Source organism: Bradyrhizobium sp. AZCC 1719 (assembly GCF_036924525.1).
In the GTDB taxonomy this organism is placed as follows: Bacteria; Pseudomonadota; Alphaproteobacteria; order Rhizobiales; family Xanthobacteraceae; genus Bradyrhizobium.
The window spans coordinates 5,830,283-5,851,160 of sequence record NZ_JAZHRU010000001.1 but is presented as its reverse complement, the minus strand read 5'-3'; the positions used below and the strand labels follow the sequence as shown (position 1 = coordinate 5,851,160).

The following is a 20,878-nucleotide window of genomic DNA, read 5'->3' as shown; positions in this document are numbered from 1 at the left end:
TGCGTCGAAGCAACGAACAAGCTAGCGCGCTTCGATCGTGCTCATGTGCCGCACCCACTCGACAAGATAGAGCGAGACGGAAACCAAAGTAAAAACCGTAACAAAACCCATCAGGATCACGTCATAAGGCGCCGGCTTGAAGTTGAAACCGAGCGACGCCAGCACCAGCGCCGCGAACGCCACCTGCGCCACCGTGTTGAGCTTCGACACCATCAGGGGCTTCATCGGGATCGGCTTGTCGAACAGCCATGACACGATCACGGCCGTGACAATCATGATGTCGCGCGACACCACGAGGATGACGAGCCAGCGCGGCACCGCGCCCCAGATGCCGAGCGCCACGAAGATGGACACCAGAAGTGCCTTGTCGGCAAGCGGGTCGAGCAGGGCGCCCAGTTCACTCGACATGTTGAAGCGCTTGGCGAGAAAGCCATCGACGGCGTCGCTGACCCCGGCAATGACGAAAATCGCAAACGCGATTTCCATCTGGCTGGAAACGATCGCCCAGACGATGACCGGCACAAGAATGATGCGCCCCAGCGTAATGATATTTGGAATGCTCAACTCGGTCGCTTCCCGGCTCCCGGCCTAAATCCGGCCCCTGGCGGGTACAGCCGGCTCTTATCTACATAGTATATCGGCCTGGCGCTTGCGAGCCATTGCAGGATCGCGGAATTCCTCGTAACCAGCCGTCATCATACTGGAATTTGGGCATGAACGACCGCAAAAACGGGCTGACTTACGCGGATTCAGGCGTCGATATCGATGCGGGCAACCGCCTGGTCGATCTCATCAAGCCGATGGTGCGCGCCACCGCCCGGGCCGGCGCCGATGCCGAAATCGGCGGTTTTGGCGGCTTGTTCGACCTCAAGGCGGCGGGTTTCAAGGACCCGGTGCTGGTGGCGGCGACTGACGGCGTGGGCACCAAGGTCAAGATCGCGATCGAGACCGGCCTGCATGGCGGTATCGGCATCGACCTGGTGGCGATGTCGGTCAATGACCTTGTCGTGCAGGGCGCGGAACCGTTGTTCTTCCTCGACTATTTCGCCTGCGGCAAGTTGGACCCCGACGCCGCGGCGGCCATCGTGGCCGGCGTCGCCGAGGGCTGCCGGGAGTCCGGCTGCGCCCTGATCGGCGGCGAGACCGCAGAGATGCCGGGCCTCTACAAGGACGGCGATTATGACCTCGCAGGCTTTGCGGTCGGGGCTGCCGAGCGCGGCACGCTGTTGCCGACCGCGGACATTGCCGTGGGCGACGCCGTGATCGGATTGGCCTCATCCGGCGTTCACTCCAACGGCTTTTCGCTGGTCCGCAAGATCGTCGCGCAATCGAGGGTCTCCTTCGATGCCCCGGCGCCGTTCTCGCCGGTCATGACGCTGGGCGGCGCGCTGCTGACGCCGACGCGGCTCTATGTGAAATCCTGCCTGCGCGCGATCCGCGAAACCGGCGCGATCAAGGGGCTTGCCCATATCACCGGCGGCGGCTTCACCGACAACATCCCACGTGTGCTGCCAAAGCACCTCGGCGTCGGCATCGATCTGGCGCGGCTGCCGGTGCTGCCGGTGTTCAAATGGCTGGCGGAGCAGGGCGGCATCGCCGAACTCGAAATGCTGCGCACCTTCAACTGCGGCATCGGCATGGTCGCCATCGTCAAGCCGGATGCGGCCGAGAAGGTGACGGAGATCCTGACTGAAAGCGGCGAGACCGTCGCCGTGCTCGGCGAAGTGATCCCGGCTGCGACCGAACATCGCGTGGCCTACAACGGCCATCTCGATCTCGCGCAATGAAGCGCCGGGTCGCCATTCTGATCTCGGGGCGCGGGTCGAACATGGCCGCGCTGATCGATGCAGCGAAGGCTGCGGATTTTCCGGCCGAAATCGTCGCCGTCATTTCCAACCGGGCCGATGCGGCTGGGCTGGAGAAGGCAGCCGCGAGCGGCATCCCGACACTGGTCGTCGAGAGCAAGCCGTTCGGCAAGGACCGCGCGGGCTTTGAGGCCGTTCTGCAGCGGGCGCTGGATGAAAAGCAGGTCGAACTGATCTGCCTCGGCGGATTCATGCGGCTGTTCACCGCCGAATTCGTGCAGCGCTGGTACGGAAAAATGCTCAACATCCATCCCGCGCTGCTGCCATCCTTTCCGGGTCTCGATCCGCACGGGCAGGCGCTTGCGGCCGGGGTCAAGATCTCCGGCGCGACCGTGCATTTCGTGATTCCCGAAACCGACGCCGGCCCGATCGTGATGCAGGGTGCGGTGACGGTGGCCGACGACGATACGTCAGAGACGTTGTCGCAGCGTATTCTCGGCATCGAGCATCGCATCTACCCCGAGGCGCTGCGTTTGCTTGCGAGCGGAAAGCTTCGCCTCGAAGGCGACATCTGCAAGGTCGCCGACGGGGCCGACCGCGATGGCACCCTGATTTCGCCGCGGACGATCTGATATAATCCGCAAGGTGTGTGCGCGAACGAGCGCGGCGACCGCGCTCCGCTAAATCCATCGAGGTTTCCATGATCACGCTCTATGGCTCCGGGCCCAATTTCGGCCTTCCCGACGCAAGCCCGTTCGTGACCAAGGCCGAGACCTTGCTACGGATGTCGAAACTGCCGTTCAGAAAAGCGCCGATGAGCTTTTCGAAGGCGCCCAAGGGCAAGATTCCCTACATCGAGGACGACGGCCAGTTGCTCGGCGATTCCACGCTGATCCGCTGGCATCTCGAAAAGAAATACGGCATCGATTTCGACCAGGGACTCAGCGCCGAGCAGCTCGCCATCGCCTGGGCCTTCGAGAAGATGGCGGAGGACAATCTCTACTGGGCCAGCGTCTACTTCCGTTGGATGATCGATGATAATTTTCGCAAAGGTCCCATCAATTTCTTCAAGGGCGTGCCGGCGCCGGTCCGGCCGGTCGTCGCTGCGATGATCCGCCGCCGCCTGCGCAAGACGTTGCACGGCCAGGGAATCGGCCGTCATTCCAAAGACGAGATCACCGCGATCGGGATCCGCTCGATCGATGCGATGGCGGCCTATCTCGGCGACAAGCCGTTTTTCATGGGCAGGGAGCCCGCCGGCATCGACGCCACGATATTCGCCTTCGCGGTCAGTGCGATTTGTCCGCTGTTCGAGTCGGATTTGCAGCGGGCGGCCGCAAGCCATGCCAACCTGCGGCGCTATGTCGGCCGGATGACCGCGCGATTTTATCCGGAGCTCAGCGAGATCGCCGGCTGCGAGGCGGCGGCCTGAATTCCAGGGCAGGGCGCAAACAAAATCCCCCGGCGGGGCCGGGGGCAATTTGCGTGGACGAAGTCTACGTGACCTTGAGGTTTTCCGCGGACGTCTTGCCGCGGTTTTCGACAAGGTCGTACTCGACGTGCTGGTTCTCGTTGAGAGTGGTGAGTCCCGCACGCTCGACGGCCGAGATGTGGACGAACACGTCCTTCTCGCCGACCGCCGGCTTGATGAACCCATACCCCTTGGTGGGGTTGAACCACTTGACGTTGCCCTTGTGCATCGCCATCGCCTGTCTCCAAGTTTGGTCTAGATATAAAAAAGACGCGGCCACGTTTTCCACGTGCCACGCCACAAACGGGCTTCCCGGTAGCTGCTAGATTTCCTGCTCGCGAAACGCACAGTCGAACGGCCTGAATCCGATTGCGCTTGGGATTGCAACACGAAATTTGGGCGTTCGCAAGGTTCTGGCGCGCTCCCCGCAAACCGTCCTGGTGTCGCGGGCTGTGGCAGCCGAACCACAATGGCGCGTATTCGGCAGCGCGCCGATTGACCGTTTGAGTGAACTAGGGGCAAATCGTTACGGTTTATCGGCATTTGCGCATTTTTCGGGCTGGCGCTTTCGCCCTCTGGAATGGACTGCATGCGCGGCTCACGGCGGCCTTCGCGAGCATGGAAAATCGGAACCGGGCACGCGCTTGCATGTCTGGCCGCGATTGCCTTCGCGCTCATCACCGTCATGTCCGCCGCCCACGCGCAATCGCCTACGCCCACGCCTACACCCACCCCGACGCCCACGCCTTCGCCGACGCCTAGCCCGACCCCGACCATGATCAATTCGACGGTCTCATCGGGCACGACACTGACCAATCTCGGCAGCAATTTCCTGGAACGGCTGGGCAATCAGTCGAGCAATGGCTTCAACCGCCTGCAGCGGACCAATCCGGGCGGGGGAGGCGCCTCCGAGAGCATGGAAGCGCCGCGCTACCGGACCTGGTTCGAAGGCTACGGCAACTGGACCAAGAACGGCGCGGTCGGCGATTTCGTCGGCGACAGCAGAAAGACCTGGGGCGGCGTGGCCGGCATTGGGGCGCGGGTGATGCCGGGCGTCAATATCGGCTTCTCGGTCGACCAGAGCCGCTCCGCGATCGATATTCCGCTGGCGCTGCAATCGGCCACCATCGACCTGACTCAGCTCGGTTTCACGGCCTCCGTCGACAGCGGGCCATGGACCTGGGCCAGCGCAGTCGTGCACGGCTTTGGCAACATCAATTCGCGCCGAGACACGGGGCTCGGGATTGCGACCGCCGGATACAATGCGCGGCTCGACGGCGTGTTGAGCGAGATCAGCTATTACTGGTCCAAGGACCAGGGCCGCGTCGTGCCCAAGGCCGCGTTCGAATATGTCCGCGCCCGGACCGGATCGCTGCAGGAGATCGGCGGCCTCGATCCCGTGGCGGCAACGGGGGCCACCGTGGAGCGCGCGCGGCTGCTGATCGGCGCGGAGATCGGCCATTACTGGATCTTCGACGGCAAGATTTTCGACCTGTCGGGTTACGGCAAGTTCGTCGACAATGCCGTGCAGAATTTCTCCGACATCACTGTCACCCTTGGCGCCCAAAGCCTCACGCTGCAGGGCATCGGCGAGAGCCGGTATGGCGCCGACGCCGGCGCCTCGGCCTCGCTGAGCCTGACCAATACCGCACGGCTCTACGTCAATTACGACACCAAGCTCCGCGCCGCGATGCAGTCGCATCAGGGCACGGTGGGGCTTGAGTTGAAGTGGTAGCGAACTGTACGAGTTCGGCCCACCGCGCCATGCATGGCCGGGCCCGCCACTCTGGCGGCGGCCCGGATATTTTGTGCTCGTTCAAGTGATGACGATTACGATTGTCACATGTCAGGCTCTATCGGCTTATCGATCGCCCCGCCGCTCTCGGCCCAGTCCTTGAAGGCGCCGAGATTGTAGACATTGGGGTACCCCATATCCTTGAGCACCTTGCCGCCAAGCGCGGATCGTCCACCGGACGCGCAATAGAGGATGACCGTCTTGTCCTTGGCAAAATTCTTGTCGTGGTAGGGCGTCTCGGGATCGGCGCGGAACTCCAGCATGCCGCGGGAGACATGGATGGCTCCCGGGACCTTGCCGCTCTTCTCCACTTCCGGCGCGTCACGCACGTCGACGACGAGGGTGCTTCCTTCCGCAATCATTTCCTTGGCCTGCGCGGGCGTGATGCGCGGCACCGCTGCGTTGGCGGCTTCCATCAACTGTTTGACGCTGGTGGTCATAATCGACTCCTCTTCTCGGTTGAAAGTCCTGGGTTGAAAAAATCTCTTCATCAGATCGCTCGGCCGACCGTCATCGCCTTGCGAAAATCGGCGTCTGCGTCGATGAAGGCCGGCTCCGGGCCGGCGCCGACCGCATCGAAGAACCGCGCGACGAAACAGCGGAACGCGGCGCAGAGCGCGATGTCGCAGATCTGGACGTCGGTGAAGCCCACCGCCCGCAGCCGCTCGATGTCTTTCACCGTCACGCGGGACGCGTCGCTTGCGACCGTCTCGGCATAGCGCAGCATTTCGACGTCCCGTTCGCTTAGTCGTGCCGAGGCGAAGTTGCGTCGCACGGCCATAACCGCTTCCTTCGAGCCGAGGTCAGCGAGAAGCTGCTTGCCGTAGACGTGCGAGCAGTAGGTGGACGGCACCTGCTTTGCGGCGACGAATGTGATCAGCCGCCAGTCGCGCGGACTTAGCGAGAAGCCGGTGCGGATCTTGTCGGCGAACTCCTGGTAGATCGGCAGAAGATCCGGCCGCGCGGACCAGCAGCGCGTCGCGGACATTACGAAGCCGCTCTGGGCTTTCTGCGCTGCGTAGAGCTCGGCGATGCGGCCTGTCGCCTCAGTTTCGTCAACCGTCTTGAGAAACATCCAAAATCTCCGTTCGTGAAACAATTTCCGCGGCCAGTGCCGCATAAAATTCGGCCGGTTCTGCCGCGACGGACCGGCTATGGCCCGATCGACCGCATCGGGCGGGCCGGGAAAGCTCGCTTCAACCGAACCGGACGGTGAACTAAGGCCGGGCCGGAGTTGACACAATGATTGGGGCGCTCAGTTTCTTTGCCGAGACGCTACGCGCCGTTTAGTGATCCAGCCCTGGAGGCCAAATGGACGTCTTGTCCGAGGTTCTGCGCGTCATCCGTGTGTCGGGCGCCATTCATTTCAATGCCGAGTTTACGCGGCCATGGTCGGTCGTGACCTCCCCACCGGACTTGCTGGCTTCGCGGTTGATGCCGGGCGCGGAAGCGATCACGCTGTTTCATCTGGCAATGAACGCCGGCTGCTGGATCACATGCGGCAAGCTCGAACCGATCAGGGTTGAGGCCGGCGACGTTCTGGTGTTTCCGCGCGGCGATCAGCACGTCATGACCAGCGACCCGGGGCTTTCTCCCGTCTCGATCGCCAGCATCTTCCCCAGGGCGTCGGCCGAGCAGATCACCTGGGTGAAGCATGGCGGGGGCGGGGAGGAGACGCGCTTTGTGTGCGGCTACCTGCATTCCGACCAACGGTTCGGGCCGCTGCTCGATGCGATGCCGGCATTCATTTGCGTCCGCCTGCGCTACGACAAGGTCATCCTCGACGCATTCTCCGATACCGCGCGCTATGCGGAGCCGGTCACGCTCGATCAGGAGGCCGGCTGGTGGCAGGCTGCGACCGGTCAGCTCATCGCCGAAGCGATGCAGCCAGGTCCCGGAAACCGCGCCATGCTCGCGCGCTTGTCCGAACTGCTCTTCATGGGGGTCGTGCGCTGGCAGCTGATCCATGTCGCCGAGGGGCGTCGCGGCTGGCTGGCGGGCCTCAACGATCCCCATGTCGGCCGGGCGCTGAAGCTGCTTCACGCCGAGCCGGCGCGGCCCTGGACCGTCGAGGAACTGGCAGACTGCGCGGCGATCTCGCGCGCTGCGCTGGGCAAACGCTTCGTCGAGCTGGTCGGCGAGGCACCGATGACCTATCTGGCCGGATGGCGGATGCACCTCGCCAGGCGACTGCTTCGTGATAGCAGCCTCAGCCTTGCCGAGATCGCTTCCCGTGTCGGCTATGAATCCGAAGCCGCCTTTAACCGCGCCTTCAGCCGCCTCGTCGGCGCGCCTCCCGGCACATGGCGGCAGAGCAAGGGGCTGTCGCAGGCCAGTGCATGAGGCAGGCGTGCCGCGACTCGATCGAAGGATGGCGCGGTGCACAGCCGCAGAAGTGCGGTCTCGGAATCTCGATGCCGATCGTGCCGCCGGTTGACGCTTCGGATCGGGAAGCGCCCACCTGGCGGCTTACTTGAGCAGAATCCGGGGAACGTTCTCGGAAGTTGTTACTTACGTCCGATCGACCCGGACGACCCTGCCTTTTTCGATCGCGAGCGCCAACCTGCCGTGCTTCAGCGCCAGCGCCGCTTCGCCGAACAATTCGCGGCGCCAGCCGTGCAGGGCAGCGACGTCGGCGTGATCGTCGGCGGCGATCTGATCGAGATCGTCGACGGTCGCGATCACCTTGCTGGCGACGGCGTGGCGCTCCGACGTCATCCGCAGCAGCACCTTCAGGAGCTCGACGGTCGCGGCGCCATTCGAACCGCCGCGCGGTTTTTCGATCTTCGGCAAGGTGGCGTGATCGCGGGCGAGGCCGCGCTGCACGGCGGCGATGATGTCGCTGCCCCATTTGGAGCGGTCAAAGCCTTTCGGCAACGAGCGCAGGCCGGCAAGGCGCTCGAGCGAGGTCGGGGCGTGGGTGGCGATGTCGCCGACTGCATCGTCCTTCAGCACGCGTGAGCGCGGCACGTCGCGGCTTTGCGCTTCCTGCTCGCGCCAGGCCGCGACTTCCATCAGCACGGCAAGCTCCTTCGGCTTGCGCACCCGCGTCTTCAGCCGCTCCCAGGCGCGCTCCGGGTGGAAATCGTAGGTCCTTGGCGAGGTAAGGACTTCCATCTCCTCGCTGACCCAGTCGCTGCGGCCGCGCTTCTTCAAATCGGCGTCGAGGGCGGCAAAGACGTCGCGCAAATGGGTGACGTCGGAGATCGCGTAATGCATCTGCTCCGGCGTCAGCGGCCGGCGCGACCAGTCGGTGAAACGGTGGGTCTTGTCTGGCCGGTGGCCCGTGACGCGCTCGACGAGCTGGTCATAGGCGATGCTGTCGCCATAGCCCAGCACCATCGCCGCGACCTGCGTGTCGAAGATCGGGTGCGGAATGGTGCCGGATTGGTGCCAGACGATCTCGATGTCCTGGCGGGCAGCGTGAAATACCTTCAGCACCGCCTCGTTACCCATCAGGTCAAAGAACGGCTTGAGGTCGATGCCGGGCGCCAGCGTGTCGATCACGACGGCTTCGTCCGCGCTTGCCATCTGCACGACGCAGAGCAGGGGGTAGTAGGTCGTCTCCCGCAGGAACTCGGTGTCGACCGTGATGACCTTGTGTTGGGCGAGCCGGGAGCAGGCGGCGGCGAGGTCGGAAGTGGTGGTAATCAGATCCATGAACAATCCATGACGCGTCGGACAGGCGTTCTGCCGAAAACGCTGATATGTCAAGGGTGTCGCGGAGGATTTGAGCCCTGCATTTGAGCCTGAGCACGGCTTTTTTGCGTCGTTTTGGCGGGCAGAATGGTGCAGTTCGTGATTCGGGGCGCCAGTGCTGGGGTGCGGCCACTCCTGCCTCATGAGACCAAAATGCTTTTGGATCGGGCAGCGCCACGCGGTCGTTTCACTTCAGCAGTTCGTCGAGCGTAACGGATTCGGGGTCCATTTCAGCGCGCTCCACCGCCTCGATGACCACGGACGTTGCCTCGGCTGTTCGATGGGTGCGCTTGGCGGCGGTCTGGGCCCAATCATGTTGTGTAGTCGACAGGGAAGTCGTCTTGATCATGATGATCAATCCCTGGTTGAGTTCGCGATTATACGCATAATGCATATCGCGCAGGGCCGTCAGGCTATCACGCCGGTGATCGCACTGTTGGGAACGCTATTCGTAGCGGACCTGCCGCGACCGCCGACGGCCCGACGGGATCGAGAGCACGGCGAGACACAGCGCAATCAACACCATTCCCATGAATGCGAATGCAAAGGCGTCCACGGCAATTCTCCCTAATAAACCAATAGAGTTGCGGGGAGCCCGTTGACCATTTCTTAATTCATGGAACCGGGAGAGATGTATGTGAGCTGATGGTGGATGGGTACTTAAATAGTTGGGTTAACGGCAGCGAGCCTGCGTCACAGTGGTCGAGACCGAAGGCGACGATCTTCGACCACCACGTAGCGGCCAAAAAGCCCCTCGCCGTATCGTTCGATTGCGGAGATCAATCTTGTCTTCTTCAGTTCCGGCTCTTCAAAGTCGATCCGCATCAAGACGACACCGGGGACTGCCTGTTGGCGTCGGAAGACAAGATCGCCGAAATCCTTGTCCTCTGTGAGTAGGATGCGCTTCTCGTGCCGCGCAAGCGCCATGACATCAGTATCGCTCAAGCCTGCGGCGGCTTCGGCAACATAAAGCACGTCGTGCCCGGATGCGCGCAGAAAAGCGACCAAGGCTGCCGCGACGCATTCGTCTGCGAGCCAGCGCACTTTCAGCCGTAGACGATGTCTTCGTCGGCAAGATAATCGGCCGCAAACGCCTGTGCCGCTCGGATATCTGCATCAGTCAGCCGTGGGTGATCTGCAAGGATTGCCTCAACAGCCATTCCGGCGCCGAGCTTGCGTAAAACCAGTTCTACCGGGATGCGCGTGCCCCGAATAACCGGCTTGCCGTCCATGATCTTCGGGTTCGATTCGATGCGCTCGTGGTTCATGACACTCTCGGACCCAGCTTGGGTCGCCCTTATCCAACAATAGCAGAGGTTTCGCAGTTTGTCAGTGCGCAGGAGCGTCGCTGCCTTCACGTCCCGCAGAACGTCCGCAGCACGCGCTGATCCGGCAGCGGCGGATCGGCATAGGCCGCGAAATCCGGCTGATCCTCGTACGGCTTCGACAGCACCTTCAGCAATTCTTCGAACGGTGTGTAGTCGTTGTTCACGGCCGCCGCGATCACAGCTTCAACGCGGTGGTTGCGCGGGATGAAGGCCGGATTGACCGCGCGCATCGCGGCCTGGCACTCGGCGGCGGATTGCGGCTCGTCGGCGAGGCGCTGGCGCCAGCGCGCGGCCCACTCGTCGTACGCGGCGGGGTCGGTGAACTGATCCCTGACCTTGTCGTCGGCGCCATCGCCGGCGGCGTCGGAAAGACGGCGGAAGGTGAGGGTGAAGTCGGCGGTGTTCTTCGCCATGGTGTCAAGCAGATCCTGGATCAAGGCTTCGTCGCCGTCGCGTTCGGTGAACAGGCCGATCTTCTTGCGCAATCCGGCTTGATAGGCGGCCGTGAATTTCTCGGCGAACTCGCCCAAGATCATTTGCGCCTGTTCGATCGCCTTGTCCTGGTCGTCGGAAAACAACCGCAGCAGGCATTCGGCGAGCCGCGTCAGATTCCACAGCGCGATGCGCGGCTGGTTGGCATAGGCGTAGCGACCCATCTCGTCGATCGACGAGAACACCTGCGCGGGGTTGTATTCGTCCATGAAGGCGCAGGGGCCGTAGTCGATGGTCTCGCCGGAGATCGAGGTGTTGTCGGTGTTCATCACGCCGTGGATGAAGCCGACCAGAAGCCAGCGCGCGATGAGATCGGCCTGCCGGGCGACGACGCCTTCGAGCAACGCGTGATAGGGACGCTCGGCCTTCGCGACATCGGGATAGTGCCGCGCGATGACGTGGTCGGCGAGCGCCCGCACGGCGTCGGTATCGCCGCGCGCGGCGAAGAACTGGAAGGTGCCGACGCGGACATGGCTTGCGGCGACACGCGTGAGAACCGCGCCGGGCAGCATGGTCTCGCGCATCACACCCTCACCTGACGTCACGGCGGCGAGCGAGCGGGTGGTGGGGATGCCGAGGGCATACATCGCCTCGCTGACGATGTATTCGCGCAAGACCGGCCCGAGCGCGGCGCGGCCGTCACCCCGGCGCGAAAATGGCGTAGGCCCGCTGCCCTTGAGCTGGATGTCGCGGCGGACGCCGTCCTTGTCGATGACCTCGCCGAGCAGGATGGCGCGGCCGTCGCCGAGCTGGGGCACGAACTGGCCGAACTGGTGGCCGGCATAGGCCATGGCGATCGGATCGGCGCCCTCAGGCACGCGCTTTCCGGCAAGGATTTCGGCGCCTTCCGGGCTCTCCAGCATGTCGGGATCAAGCCCGAGCTGGACGGCCAAGGCCCGGTTCAGCTTGACCAGTCGGGGGGCGGCCACCGGCGTCGGCGCCACGCGCGCGAAAAAGTTCGCCGGCAGGGCCGAATAGGTGTTCTGGAACGGGAAATGAATAGTCATGACCTAAAGATAGGCGCAGCCCCGGAATAGGCAAACGGCCCGGATGCCGGCCTGCCGAAATGGCCGCTTTTGAGCCGAAAACAGCCCCGCCATTGGTTGCCGCCCCCGGCTGCGTCGGGTAAACCCTCCGCAACTTCGGACTGGCTTTGGCCCCCGATTCTCAACCTCCGACATCTGTTTTTTGGGACTTCCATGCATCGCTACCGGTCACATACATGCGGCGCGCTCCGTGAGAGCGACATCGGGCAGATCGCTCGTCTTTCCGGCTGGTGCCATCGCATCCGCGACCATGGCGGCGTGCTGTTCATCGATTTGCGCGACCATTATGGCATCACCCAATGCGTCGCCGACCCGGACTCGCCGGCGTTCAAGGAAGTGGAAAAGTTCCGCTCGGAATGGGTGGTGCGGATCGACGGCAAGGTGCGCCGCCGTCCCGAGGGGACCGACAACCCGGAACTGCCGACCGGCAAGGTCGAAGTTTACGTCAGCGAGATCGAGGTGCTGGGACCTGCCGGCGAGCTGCCGCTGCCGGTATTCGGCGAGCAGGAATATCCTGAGGACATCAGGCTCAAATACCGCTTCCTCGACCTCCGTCGCGAGAAGCTGCACCAGAACATCATGACGCGCGGCGCGATCGTGGATTCGATGCGCCGGCGTATGAAGGAACAGGGGTTCTTCGAGTTCCAGACCCCGATCCTGACGGCGTCATCCCCGGAGGGCGCGCGCGACTTCCTGGTGCCGTCGCGCATCCATCCCGGCAAGTTCTATGCGCTGCCGCAGGCGCCGCAGCAGTACAAGCAGCTCCTGATGATGTCGGGCTTCGACCGCTACTTCCAGATCGCGCCGTGCTTCCGCGACGAGGACCCACGCGCCGACCGCCTGCCGGGCGAGTTCTATCAGCTCGATGTCGAGATGAGCTTCGTCACGCAGGAGGACGTGTTTGCGGCGATGGAGCCGGTTGTCACCGGTGTGTTCGAGGAGTTTGCCAAGGGCAAGCCGGTGACCAAGGGGTGGCCGCGGATTCCGTTTGCGGAAGCCCTGCGCAAATACGGCACCGACAAGCCGGACCTGCGCAACCCGATTCAGATGCAGGACGTCTCCGAACACTTCCGCGGCTCCGGCTTCAAGGTGTTCGCGCGGATGCTGGAAGATCCCAAGAACCAGGTCTGGGCGATCCCCGGGCCCACCGGCGGAAGTCGCGCGTTCTGCGACCGCATGAACTCGTGGGCGCAGGGCGAAGGCCAGCCCGGCCTCGGCTACATCATGTGGCGCGAGGGCGGCGAGGGCGCGGGTCCGCTCGCCAACAACATCGGCGCGGAACGGACGGCGGCAATCCGCGACCAGCTCGGCCTGAAGGAGGGCGATGCCGCCTTCTTCGTCGCTGGCGATCCGGAAAAATTCTGGAAGTTCTCAGGCCTCGCCCGCACCAAGGTGGCCGAGGAATTGAACCTGATCGACAAGGACAAGTTCGAACTCGCCTGGATCGTCGACTTCCCGATGTACGAGTACAACGAGGAAGACAAGAAGGTCGACTTCTCGCACAACCCGTTCTCGATGCCGCAAGGTGGACTGGACGCGCTCAACGGGCAGGACCCGCTGACCATCAAGGCGTTCCAGTACGACATCACCTGCAACGGCTACGAGATCGCCTCGGGCGGCATCCGCAACCACAAGCCGGAAGCCATGGTGAAGGCGTTCGAGATCGCGGGCTATGGCGAGAAGGACGTCGTCGAGCGTTTCGGCGGCATGTATCGCGCATTCCAGTACGGCGCCCCGCCGCATGGCGGCATGGCGGCCGGCGTCGACCGCATCGTAATGCTGCTGTGCGGCACCACGAACCTGCGCGAAATCTCGCTGTTCCCGATGAACCAGCAGGCCGTGGACCTCCTGATGGGTGCGCCATCGGAGGTCACGACCAAGCAGCTCCGCGAGCTCCACATCCGGCTTAACCTGCCGGATAAGGGGTAGGGCTCGCTCACAGTCCCGTCGAAGCCTCGATCCGAAATTGCGCCAGCGCGATCAGCGGATCGGTCTTCAACATCTGGAACAGCTGCATCGCCGGCACCTTGCCGATCGGCGTGAGCTTGATGATCAGCGTTTGCCCCGGGCTCTCGATAAAGCGGGCCAGCGCCTCCGCTGCGGCTACAGCGTCGGGATTGGCCGCCGCAGTTTCTTTGCCGGCGGCCCTGATTTCGTCGGCGAAGCTGCGGCGAGCGGTCTCGCGATTGACATTCAGGGCGCGGGCATATTGGGCCATCCCGCGATCGACGCTGCCGAGGTCATGCAGCGTGAATTCGATCGCGCCGGCCTCGATCTGCGCCGCCGCGCCCATGGCCTGAGCCGGGTTGACCGAAAATACCTCCCGCGGCACATTGGCGAGCGTAATCCGCGCGGATGCTTTCATCATTCCGCCGATTTCCAATTTCGGGGCGTCCACGACGAAGCTGCGGGATGCCCCGGTCCATTCCGCGCCGATATCGCCATCGGCCGAAAGCGCATCCAGACCAGTCGCCACAAGCTGCCGCATGGACGGATCGCTCGCGTCGATGGGCGTCGTCATCTTCGCGGTCACGCGCACCTTGCTCGGAATCGGGCCGACAAATTGTCCCCAGTTCACATCGAAACTGTCGAGGTTGACGAACCTGCCGGTGTTCTTGAACGGTGCTGTGACGCTCTTGACCTCAACGCCCTGGATGAGGGGAAACAGCCCCGCGATCAATTCGGGTGAAGGTGCCTGCGCTGGATTTGCAAACTGCGCCGAGACCCGCATGAAGTTCGCGACATCGAGCGACTTGAGCGCGAAGCGTCCTAGCTTGAAGGGGCCTTTCGGCGTGTTCATATCAAGCCCTTCGACCGCAAATTCGCCGACCTTGCCGTCTTCCAGATTGAACCTGATCGCCGAGAGCTTGAACGGGCCTTGCGGTGTTTCGGCCGAAAGGCCGCGCATCTCGGTCGTTCCAATACGCATGCCCTCGTAGATCGCGGCCGCTCGCTCGATCAGTTCGCGTGCTTGCGTGGGCGAAGGTTGAGCGGTTCCGGCCGCCTGTATGGTCGCAAGCATAGTCGGAAGTTGCAGCCGCGACGGGCGTACAGCGACTTCGTCGACCATCATCGCGTCGATGCGCATGCGAACCCCTTGCGCTGACGTAATGGTGTAGGGACCGGCCGTCATCTTGCCGTAGGCTCGGATATAGCGATCTTCACTGTTCTTTTGCGGATCCAGGATGGCGGCGATCGCGCCGGCGTCGAAGTCGCGCGCAGCGAGGTTTGTGATTTCGCCGGTCATCTTGTCGGGCTTGCCCGCCTGTTGCGTGTTGACGGTGAAGCCTGCCCGCTCGACGTCCATCGCGGCGATCTTGCCGGCCTTGATGTCCTTGAACGTCATGCCTGAATAGGCGAACTCTCCCGACATTTTGGTGCCGACGTTGATCGTCCCTGTCATGCTCGGCGCCGAGATGGACGTCGCCGACATCGCGGCAAATTGCTGCAAGCTGGATCGATAGGCGTCGATGATGGATGCCGAGGCTGATGGGAGCTGGATGTTCGCGGGGCCGGAATAGTCCTTCATAACGAAGCGTGGCATTTTATATGTGACTTTCCCGTCCGTCGGACCGGAGATGCCGCCGCTGATTTCCATATCCGACGCTTCGAGGGTGTCGGCCGAGAAGCGGCCCGCGTCCGGCTGGCCGAGCCCAGAGGCTGTGACGCTGGCAATCTTCACGCGCACCGGCGGCTGCGTTGCCGATTCAGTCGCGATATCGTCAATCCTGAGCGTGCGGCTCTTCAGGTCGAACGACACCTTGCCGTGGCTGGCCTTGCCGCCGCTGGCTCTGATCTGCTCGAACGCGGCCTCGACCTCGCCCTTGATTCGATGCTGGGTGTAGTACTCGAAGCCGAAGAAGCCGCCCACCGCGATCACGACCGCGGCGACCAGACCCAGCAGTATCTTTACCATTAGTTGTGCTCCGGTCGCCGACGTTGCAGGGGGCAAATTTGCCACATTGTCGGCCAAGGGGATGGGGTAGGGAGACGAATATGCTACCGGATTTGCCGCGCTTCGTCGATGAGCCCCTGTTGACGGCGGCGTTCTCGGATGTTGCATCCAAGTGGTCGCCCGTGCTTCACATCCCCCTCATTTTGCCGGAAAACTGACCCTGATCTGGAAGTATCAATAAGACAAGAGTTCGGGACCGGAAACGCGGGAGCCTACATGTCGTCCTATTCTGAAGATCTGCGTTCTGCGGCGCTGGCGTATCATCGGCTGCCGCGGCCCGGTAAACTCGAAATACAGGCGACCAAGCCGCTCGCCAACCAGCGCGACCTCGCGCTGGCCTATTCGCCGGGCGTGGCGGCGGCCTGCACCGAGATCGCCAACAATCCGGCCGAAGCGGCGTCGCTGACCTCCCGCGCCAATCTGGTCGCCGTGGTCTCCAACGGTACCGCGGTATTAGGGCTCGGCAACATCGGTCCCCTGGCCTCCAAGCCCGTGATGGAAGGCAAGGCGGTCCTGTTCAAGAAATTCGCCGGGATCGACGTGTTCGACATCGAGATCGCCGCCGACACCATCGAGCGCGTGGTCGAAACGGTGGCGGCGCTGGAGCCGACCTTCGGCGGCATCAATCTCGAGGACATCAAGGGACCGGAATGTTTTGAGATCGAGGCGCAGCTCAAGGAGCGCATGAAGATCCCGGTGTTCCACGACGACCAGCATGGCACAGCCATCATTGTGGGAGCCGCCATCGTCAACGGGCTGTTGTTGAACGGCAAGAAATTGCCCGATGTGAAGATCGTCTGCTCCGGCGCCGGTGCTGCGGCGATCGCGTGCCTCAATCTGCTGGTGTCGATGGGCGCACAGCGCAAGAACATCTGGGTCTGCGACATCGACGGCGTCGTGCATGAGGGGCGCAACACGCTGATGGACCGCTGGAAGGCGGTCTATGCGCAAAAAACCAGTGCGCGCGTGCTGGCGGACGTGATCGGCGGCGCGGATATTTTCTTAGGGCTGTCCGCGCCCAATGTGCTGACGCCTGACATGGTAAAGTCGATGGCGGACCAGCCGCTGGTGATGGCGTTGGCCAATCCAGTCCCGGAGATCATGCCGGACGAAGCCCGGAAGGCGCGCCCCGACGCGATGATCTGCACCGGGCGTTCCGACTTCCCGAACCAGGTGAACAACGTCCTGTGCTTTCCGTTCATCTTCCGCGGCGCGCTCGACGTCGGCGCCACCGGGATCAACGAGGAAATGAAACATGCCGCCGTCGACGCCATCGCGCAGCTCGCGCGCGATCCGCCGTCGGATGCGGTGGCGCAGGGCTTTGACAGCGGCGAGACGCAAGGTTTTGGCCCGGGCTCGTTGATCCCGAGCCCGTTCGATCCGCGGCTGATCCTGCGCATCGCGCCGGCAGTGGCGCGAGCCGCGATGGAATCCGGCGTGGCGACGCGCCCGATCACGAATTTCGAGGAATATACCGCGCTCCTGGAACGCTTCGCCTTCCGCTCCGGTCTCGTCATGAAGCCGGTGTTCGCCAAGGCCAAGACCCAGCCGGTCCGCGTGATCTATGCCGAGGGCGAGGACCAGCGCGTGCTGCGCGCGACGCAGGTCGTGCTGGAAGAGAAGCTGGCGCGGCCGATCCTGGTCGGGCGGCCCTCCGTGGTCGAAGCCAGGATCAAGCGGTTCGGTCTCTCGATCAAGGCCGGGCAGGATTTTGACCTCGTCAACCCGGAAGACGATCCGCGCTACCGCTCCTACGTGCAGACCTATATCGACGTGGCTGGAAGGCGCGGCGTCACGCCCGAGGCTGCGCGCACCGTGGTTCGCACCAACAACACCGTAATCGCCGCGCTCGCAGTGGTGCGCGGCGAGGCTGACGCCATGATCTGCGGCGTCGAAGGCCGCTATATGAGCCATCTGCGCCATGTTCGCGAGATCATCGGCTTCCTGCCCGGCGTCAGCGATTTCGCGGCGCTGGCGATGATGATCACCACCAAGGGTTCCTATTTCATTGCCGACACCCAGGTGCGTCCGAATCCGAGCGCCGAGGAGCTGGCGGAGGTGGCGTCGCTGGCGGCAACCCACGTCCAGCGGTTCAACATGAAGCCACGCGTCGCCTTCGTGTCACATTCCGACTTCGGCAGTTATGATACGGAATCCTCGCGCAAGATGCGCCGTGCCACCACGCTGTTGAAGGAAAAGCATCCGGAGCTCGAGGCCGACGGCGAGATGCAGGGCGATACCGCGCTCTCGGCTGCCGCGCGAAAGCTCGTGCTGCCGCATTCCAACCTGGAAGGCGATGCCAACATCCTGATCATGCCGAACCTCGACACCGCCAACGTCGCCTACCAGATGATCAAGACGCTGGCGGATGCGCTTCCCGTTGGTCCGATCCTGATCGGCCCGGCGCGCCCGGCGCACATCCTCACCCCGGGGGTGACGGCGCGCGGCGTCCTCAACATGACGGCGGTCGCCGCCGTCGAAGCCCAGGAGCGCGCCGGCCGCCAGCAGCCAACCTTGTTCGGGTAGAGCCCGGTTCAGATTGAATCAAAATCGGGATTTAGCCTTTTGTTCTGACGCGCTTTCTTCGTGTGAACCGAAGCCGGCTCTGGACCAAGTCCGGGGGCCGGCTTTTGCGCAAAGCCACGATGATCAAGAAAGCGCCTTGGTTCTGCTTCTATAGGAATGTCTGGTTGAGGGCACGCGCAGGCTCCTGCGCGGGTGGTTTCGATTTGAGCGTTTGAAAAGCGGAGACGAAACGCCCATAATCGTTTCGCGCCGCCTGCAACCTTTGCATGCCATTCAGTGAGGCCGATCCCATGCCAGCGTTAGTTACCTTCGGGCGAGTCCTGTTCGCCGTGCTCTTCATGTACACGGGAGCGACCAAGCTTTTCGCGATACAGCAGACGGCAGACTTCATCGCATCCAAGGTGACGATTCCGGCGCTGCTTGCGCCCTATACCTCGCAGCTCGAAACCATGGCGGGAATGCCGATGCCGCAATTGCTGGCGGTCGGCGTCGGCGGCTTTGAGATCCTCGCCGGCCTGATGATCGCGGTCAATTTCGCCGCGCGCTTCTTCGCAATCCTCCTGATCTTCTTCGTGCTCGCCACGACCTTCTACTTCCACGATTTCTGGAATCAGCCGGCGCCCGAAAATGCCAAGACGCTGATCGAGGCCCTTAAAAACCTGTCGATCATCGGTGCCCTGTTCATGATCGCGGGCTACGGCAAGGGTCCGCGGCCGAACGAGCCGGCCTACGGGGACATCTAAACCCGGTCAGAAATTCCGGATCGCAAAGCGCGGACCATCGAGCGCTGCGGCCGCATTCTGCGGCGGCGCGACGTGTTCGATCTGCGCGGTGCGCGCTGCTAGCCTGCGCGCCTGCAGCCATTGCGGGAACCACATCGCGATCGCCGGGAAGATCAGCACCAGGGCCACGCAAGCGACCTGCAGCACCATGAAGTCGGCCATGCCGCGGTAGATCAGCCGCAGGTTCCATTCCTTGACGACCTGCTTGAGATAGTAGGCAGACATGGCAACGGGCGGAGAGAGGAACGCCGTCTGCAACACGACCGCGACGATGCAGCCAAACCAGACCATGTCGTAGCCGAGGCCCTTCGCCACTGGCGCCAGCATCGGCAGGAAGATGAAGACGATGGCGGGCCATTCGAACGGCCAGCCAAGCAGGAATATCAGGGTCAGGAGCAGAGACATCGTGCCCCAGGGCGGCAACGGCGAGGCCAGCAAGGCCTTGGTCATCCAGGTCGCGGTACCGAGCCATGAGAAGACGGCGCCGAATACGTTGGAGGCGACGGCAAGCAACAGCACCATGCTGGTCGTTGCCAGTGTGGCATAGCAAGCATCCAGCAGCCCGCGCCATGTGAACCGGCCGTAGGCAATGACGAGGAGGATCGACCCCAGTGCGCCGAACGCCGCTGCTTCCGCGGCGGTCGTGATACCGGCGAGGATGGCGCCGAGGGTCAGGATCGTCAGGACGGTCACCGGCACCAGGCCGACCAGGCACTCCCACAGCACGATCCGCACCGAATCGGGCCGGTCCTCGACCGGCACCGGCGGGCCGAGCTTCGGATTGAAGTAACAACGGATCAAGGTATAGGCGATGAACATCGCGGACAGCAGGAAGCCCGGACCGAACGCCGCCGCATAGAGATCGATGATCGAGATGTCGAGTACGGGCGCCATCACAACCAGCATCACCGACGGCGGGATCAAGATGCCGAGCGTGCCGCCGGCGGCAATGGCGCCGGCCGACATCCGCACGTCGTAGCCTGCACGAATCATCATCGGCCCCGCCATGATGCCGAGCAGCGCGACGGTTGCGCCGACGGTGCCCGCGGCGATCCCGAACAGCGTCGCCGTGAGGATGACGACCACGTAGAGCGCGCCATTGATCGGCGCAAACAGGTCGCGGAACGCCTTGAACAGCCGTTCCATCAGTCCGGCCTGGTCGCAGACGAACCCCATCAGGATGAACATCGGCACCGCGACCAGTTCGTCCTGCTTCATCAGGCCTATGGTCTGCAGGTAGGCGAGATTGAACACGCGCTCGCCCATGCCGACGTAGCCGAACGACAGCGCCAGGAACAGCAGCGTGAAGCTGATCGGCAGGCCGATGAAGATCGCCCCCAGCATTACCAGGAGCATGACAAGTCCGAGGATCTCTAGTCCGGTCATACTTCGATTTTTTCCTTGTGTTCGAACTCGCGACCGAACTGGACCTGGTACCAGCACTTCAGTACTTCGGAGATGCCCTGGATCATGAGAAGAAGGGCGGCCAGCGGAATCGTGGCGCGGAACGGCCACATGATCGCGCGCCACACGCTTTCCTGCGATCGTTCGCCGGTCTCATAGGAGTGCCAGGTATCGTCGATGCTGATCAGCATGAAGGTGATCATGGCCGGATAGAAAAACACGAGGTAGGAGATCAGGTCGACGACGCCCTTTTTCCGCTCCGAGTAGTTCTCCCAATAGATGTCGGTGCGGACGTGCGCGCCTTTCAGCAGCGCATAGCCGGTGCCGAGCATGAAGGCCGCGCCATTGGCCATGAAGCTTGATTCATAGACCCAAACGGTCGGCGCCCCGAACCCGTAGCGCATCACGACCTCGTAGGAGATCGTCACCACGAGGAACAGCATCGTCAGGGCGATGAGTTTGCCGGTCGCATCCGTAAAGCCGTCGATCACGCGAATGATCGTGTAGAACGCGCGCGGGAATTCGCTGCCCTGATTGCCCGGGACCGAAGTGCTGCCGGTGTCCGATGACATGAT

20 protein-coding genes are annotated in these 20,878 nt (G+C 63.0%); 8 read left to right on the top strand and 12 right to left on the bottom strand.

The genetic code is table 11. The features are described 5' to 3' along the window. Positions 1 to 21: 21 nt before the first annotated feature. Positions 22 to 564, bottom strand: coding sequence for a CDP-alcohol phosphatidyltransferase family protein (locus V1292_RS27690; RefSeq protein ID WP_028346428.1), 543 nt, complete (start codon positions 562 to 564; stop codon positions 22 to 24). A gap of 149 nt (positions 565 to 713) precedes the next feature. Between V1292_RS27690 and purM the strand changes: the two genes are divergently transcribed. The 3 genes from purM to V1292_RS27675 all read left to right on the top strand — a co-directional run bounded on the left by purM (position 714) and on the right by V1292_RS27675 (position 3,237). Next, entirely contained in the window at positions 714 to 1,787 is a 1,074-nt protein-coding gene (purM, locus tag V1292_RS27685; RefSeq protein WP_334375767.1) for a phosphoribosylformylglycinamidine cyclo-ligase, read from the top strand. Next, the gene (gene purN, locus V1292_RS27680) at positions 1,784 to 2,437 is read left to right on the top strand and encodes a phosphoribosylglycinamide formyltransferase (protein WP_334375766.1); all 654 of its coding nucleotides are present in this window, start codon (positions 1,784 to 1,786) and stop codon (positions 2,435 to 2,437) included. The genes purM and purN overlap by 4 nt, the downstream gene beginning before the upstream one ends. Before the next feature lie 68 nt (positions 2,438 to 2,505). Then, positions 2,506 to 3,237: a glutathione S-transferase family protein gene (locus V1292_RS27675; RefSeq protein ID WP_334375765.1), complete on the top strand. Its 732-nt coding sequence runs from the start codon at positions 2,506 to 2,508 to the stop codon at positions 3,235 to 3,237. Between the two features lie 64 nt (positions 3,238 to 3,301). Here the strand turns inward: V1292_RS27675 and V1292_RS27670 are convergent, their stop codons facing one another. Then, positions 3,302 to 3,505: a cold-shock protein gene (locus V1292_RS27670; protein WP_334377185.1), complete on the bottom strand. Its 204-nt coding sequence runs from the start codon at positions 3,503 to 3,505 to the stop codon at positions 3,302 to 3,304. A gap of 360 nt (positions 3,506 to 3,865) precedes the next feature. On the opposite strand from V1292_RS27670, the gene V1292_RS27665 reads away from it, so the two are divergent. Beyond that, positions 3,866 to 5,011: an autotransporter outer membrane beta-barrel domain-containing protein gene (locus V1292_RS27665; RefSeq protein ID WP_334375764.1), complete on the top strand. Its 1,146-nt coding sequence runs from the start codon at positions 3,866 to 3,868 to the stop codon at positions 5,009 to 5,011. A gap of 104 nt (positions 5,012 to 5,115) precedes the next feature. Here V1292_RS27665 and V1292_RS27660 read toward each other — a convergent pair whose 3' ends face one another. Together V1292_RS27660 and V1292_RS27655 are read right to left on the bottom strand one after the other, a co-directional pair. Then, entirely contained in the window at positions 5,116 to 5,511 is a 396-nt protein-coding gene (locus V1292_RS27660) for a rhodanese-like domain-containing protein (RefSeq protein ID WP_334375763.1), read from the bottom strand. A gap of 50 nt (positions 5,512 to 5,561) precedes the next feature. Continuing rightward, a complete protein-coding gene (locus V1292_RS27655; RefSeq protein WP_334375762.1) occupies positions 5,562 to 6,146 on the bottom strand; it encodes a carboxymuconolactone decarboxylase family protein in 585 nt (194 codons plus the stop codon). Between the two features lie 236 nt (positions 6,147 to 6,382). On the opposite strand from V1292_RS27655, the gene V1292_RS27650 reads away from it, so the two are divergent. Further along, on the top strand, positions 6,383 to 7,414 hold the full coding sequence (locus tag V1292_RS27650; protein WP_334375761.1) for an AraC family transcriptional regulator: 1,032 nt from the start codon (positions 6,383 to 6,385) through the stop codon (positions 7,412 to 7,414). Positions 7,415 to 7,582: 168 nt separating this feature from the next. On the opposite strand, the gene rnd is transcribed toward V1292_RS27650, so the two are convergent. The 5 genes from rnd to V1292_RS27625 form a co-directional block, all read right to left on the bottom strand. Continuing rightward, positions 7,583 to 8,731 (bottom strand): ribonuclease D, encoded by a 1,149-nt coding sequence (gene rnd, locus V1292_RS27645; protein WP_334368552.1) that lies wholly within the window; start codon positions 8,729 to 8,731, stop codon positions 7,583 to 7,585. 226 nt (positions 8,732 to 8,957) lie between these two features. Continuing rightward, positions 8,958 to 9,119, bottom strand: coding sequence for a hypothetical protein (locus V1292_RS27640; RefSeq protein WP_334375760.1), 162 nt, complete (start codon positions 9,117 to 9,119; stop codon positions 8,958 to 8,960). Between the two features lie 344 nt (positions 9,120 to 9,463). Next, positions 9,464 to 9,814, bottom strand: a complete 351-nt coding sequence (locus V1292_RS27635; RefSeq protein WP_334375759.1) for a DUF5615 family PIN-like protein — start codon at positions 9,812 to 9,814, stop codon at positions 9,464 to 9,466. A gap of 2 nt (positions 9,815 to 9,816) precedes the next feature. Then, complete coding sequence (locus V1292_RS27630; protein ID WP_334375758.1) at positions 9,817 to 10,038, bottom strand: DUF433 domain-containing protein; 222 nt, start codon at positions 10,036 to 10,038, stop codon at positions 9,817 to 9,819. An 86-nt stretch (positions 10,039 to 10,124) separates the two neighbouring features. Next, positions 10,125 to 11,597 (bottom strand): protein adenylyltransferase SelO, encoded by a 1,473-nt coding sequence (locus tag V1292_RS27625; protein WP_334375757.1) that lies wholly within the window; start codon positions 11,595 to 11,597, stop codon positions 10,125 to 10,127. A gap of 192 nt (positions 11,598 to 11,789) precedes the next feature. Between V1292_RS27625 and aspS the strand changes: the two genes are divergently transcribed. Further along, positions 11,790 to 13,565, top strand: a complete 1,776-nt coding sequence (gene aspS / locus V1292_RS27620; RefSeq protein WP_334375756.1) for an aspartate--tRNA ligase — start codon at positions 11,790 to 11,792, stop codon at positions 13,563 to 13,565. A 7-nt stretch (positions 13,566 to 13,572) separates the two neighbouring features. Here the strand turns inward: aspS and V1292_RS27615 are convergent, their stop codons facing one another. Continuing rightward, a complete protein-coding gene (locus V1292_RS27615) occupies positions 13,573 to 15,552 on the bottom strand; it encodes a hypothetical protein (protein WP_334375755.1) in 1,980 nt (659 codons plus the stop codon). Positions 15,553 to 15,807: 255 nt separating this feature from the next. Here V1292_RS27615 and V1292_RS27610 point away from each other — a divergent pair, with 255 nt between their 5' ends. Then, positions 15,808 to 18,117 carry an NADP-dependent malic enzyme gene (locus tag V1292_RS27610; RefSeq protein WP_334375754.1) on the top strand — a complete coding sequence of 770 codons (2,310 nt, stop codon included), beginning with the start codon at positions 15,808 to 15,810 and terminating at the stop codon, positions 18,115 to 18,117. 290 nt (positions 18,118 to 18,407) lie between these two features. Beyond that, positions 18,408 to 18,860 (top strand): DoxX family protein, encoded by a 453-nt coding sequence (locus V1292_RS27605; RefSeq protein WP_334368560.1) that lies wholly within the window; start codon positions 18,408 to 18,410, stop codon positions 18,858 to 18,860. Positions 18,861 to 18,866: 6 nt separating this feature from the next. Here V1292_RS27605 and V1292_RS27600 read toward each other — a convergent pair whose 3' ends face one another. Next, entirely contained in the window at positions 18,867 to 20,285 is a 1,419-nt protein-coding gene (locus V1292_RS27600; protein WP_334375753.1) for a TRAP transporter large permease, read from the bottom strand. Beyond that, positions 20,282 to 20,875 carry a TRAP transporter small permease subunit gene (locus V1292_RS27595; protein WP_334375752.1) on the bottom strand — a complete coding sequence of 198 codons (594 nt, stop codon included), beginning with the start codon at positions 20,873 to 20,875 and terminating at the stop codon, positions 20,282 to 20,284. Before V1292_RS27595 ends, V1292_RS27600 begins: the two co-directional genes overlap by 4 nt. Positions 20,876 to 20,878 lie beyond the last annotated feature (3 nt).

Coding starts and splice junctions, on each gene's coding strand:
- purM (WP_334375767.1), top strand. CDS start 714: ATGAACGACCGCAAAAACGGGCTGACTTACGCGGATTCAGGCGTCGAT.
- purN (WP_334375766.1), top strand. CDS start 1,784: ATGAAGCGCCGGGTCGCCATTCTGATCTCGGGGCGCGGGTCGAACATG.
- V1292_RS27675 (WP_334375765.1), top strand. CDS start 2,506: ATGATCACGCTCTATGGCTCCGGGCCCAATTTCGGCCTTCCCGACGCA.
- V1292_RS27670 (WP_334377185.1), bottom strand. CDS start 3,505: ATGCACAAGGGCAACGTCAAGTGGTTCAACCCCACCAAGGGGTATGGG.
- V1292_RS27665 (WP_334375764.1), top strand. CDS start 3,866: ATGCGCGGCTCACGGCGGCCTTCGCGAGCATGGAAAATCGGAACCGGG.
- V1292_RS27660 (WP_334375763.1), bottom strand. CDS start 5,511: ATGACCACCAGCGTCAAACAGTTGATGGAAGCCGCCAACGCAGCGGTG.
- V1292_RS27655 (WP_334375762.1), bottom strand. CDS start 6,146: ATGTTTCTCAAGACGGTTGACGAAACTGAGGCGACAGGCCGCATCGCC.
- V1292_RS27650 (WP_334375761.1), top strand. CDS start 6,383: ATGGACGTCTTGTCCGAGGTTCTGCGCGTCATCCGTGTGTCGGGCGCC.
- rnd (WP_334368552.1), bottom strand. CDS start 8,731: ATGGATCTGATTACCACCACTTCCGACCTCGCCGCCGCCTGCTCCCGG.
- V1292_RS27640 (WP_334375760.1), bottom strand. CDS start 9,119: ATGATCAAGACGACTTCCCTGTCGACTACACAACATGATTGGGCCCAG.
- V1292_RS27630 (WP_334375758.1), bottom strand. CDS start 10,038: ATGAACCACGAGCGCATCGAATCGAACCCGAAGATCATGGACGGCAAG.
- V1292_RS27625 (WP_334375757.1), bottom strand. CDS start 11,597: ATGACTATTCATTTCCCGTTCCAGAACACCTATTCGGCCCTGCCGGCG.
- aspS (WP_334375756.1), top strand. CDS start 11,790: ATGCATCGCTACCGGTCACATACATGCGGCGCGCTCCGTGAGAGCGAC.
- V1292_RS27615 (WP_334375755.1), bottom strand. CDS start 15,552: ATGGTAAAGATACTGCTGGGTCTGGTCGCCGCGGTCGTGATCGCGGTG.
- V1292_RS27610 (WP_334375754.1), top strand. CDS start 15,808: ATGTCGTCCTATTCTGAAGATCTGCGTTCTGCGGCGCTGGCGTATCAT.
- V1292_RS27605 (WP_334368560.1), top strand. CDS start 18,408: ATGCCAGCGTTAGTTACCTTCGGGCGAGTCCTGTTCGCCGTGCTCTTC.
- V1292_RS27600 (WP_334375753.1), bottom strand. CDS start 20,285: ATGACCGGACTAGAGATCCTCGGACTTGTCATGCTCCTGGTAATGCTG.
- V1292_RS27595 (WP_334375752.1), bottom strand. CDS start 20,875: ATGTCATCGGACACCGGCAGCACTTCGGTCCCGGGCAATCAGGGCAGC.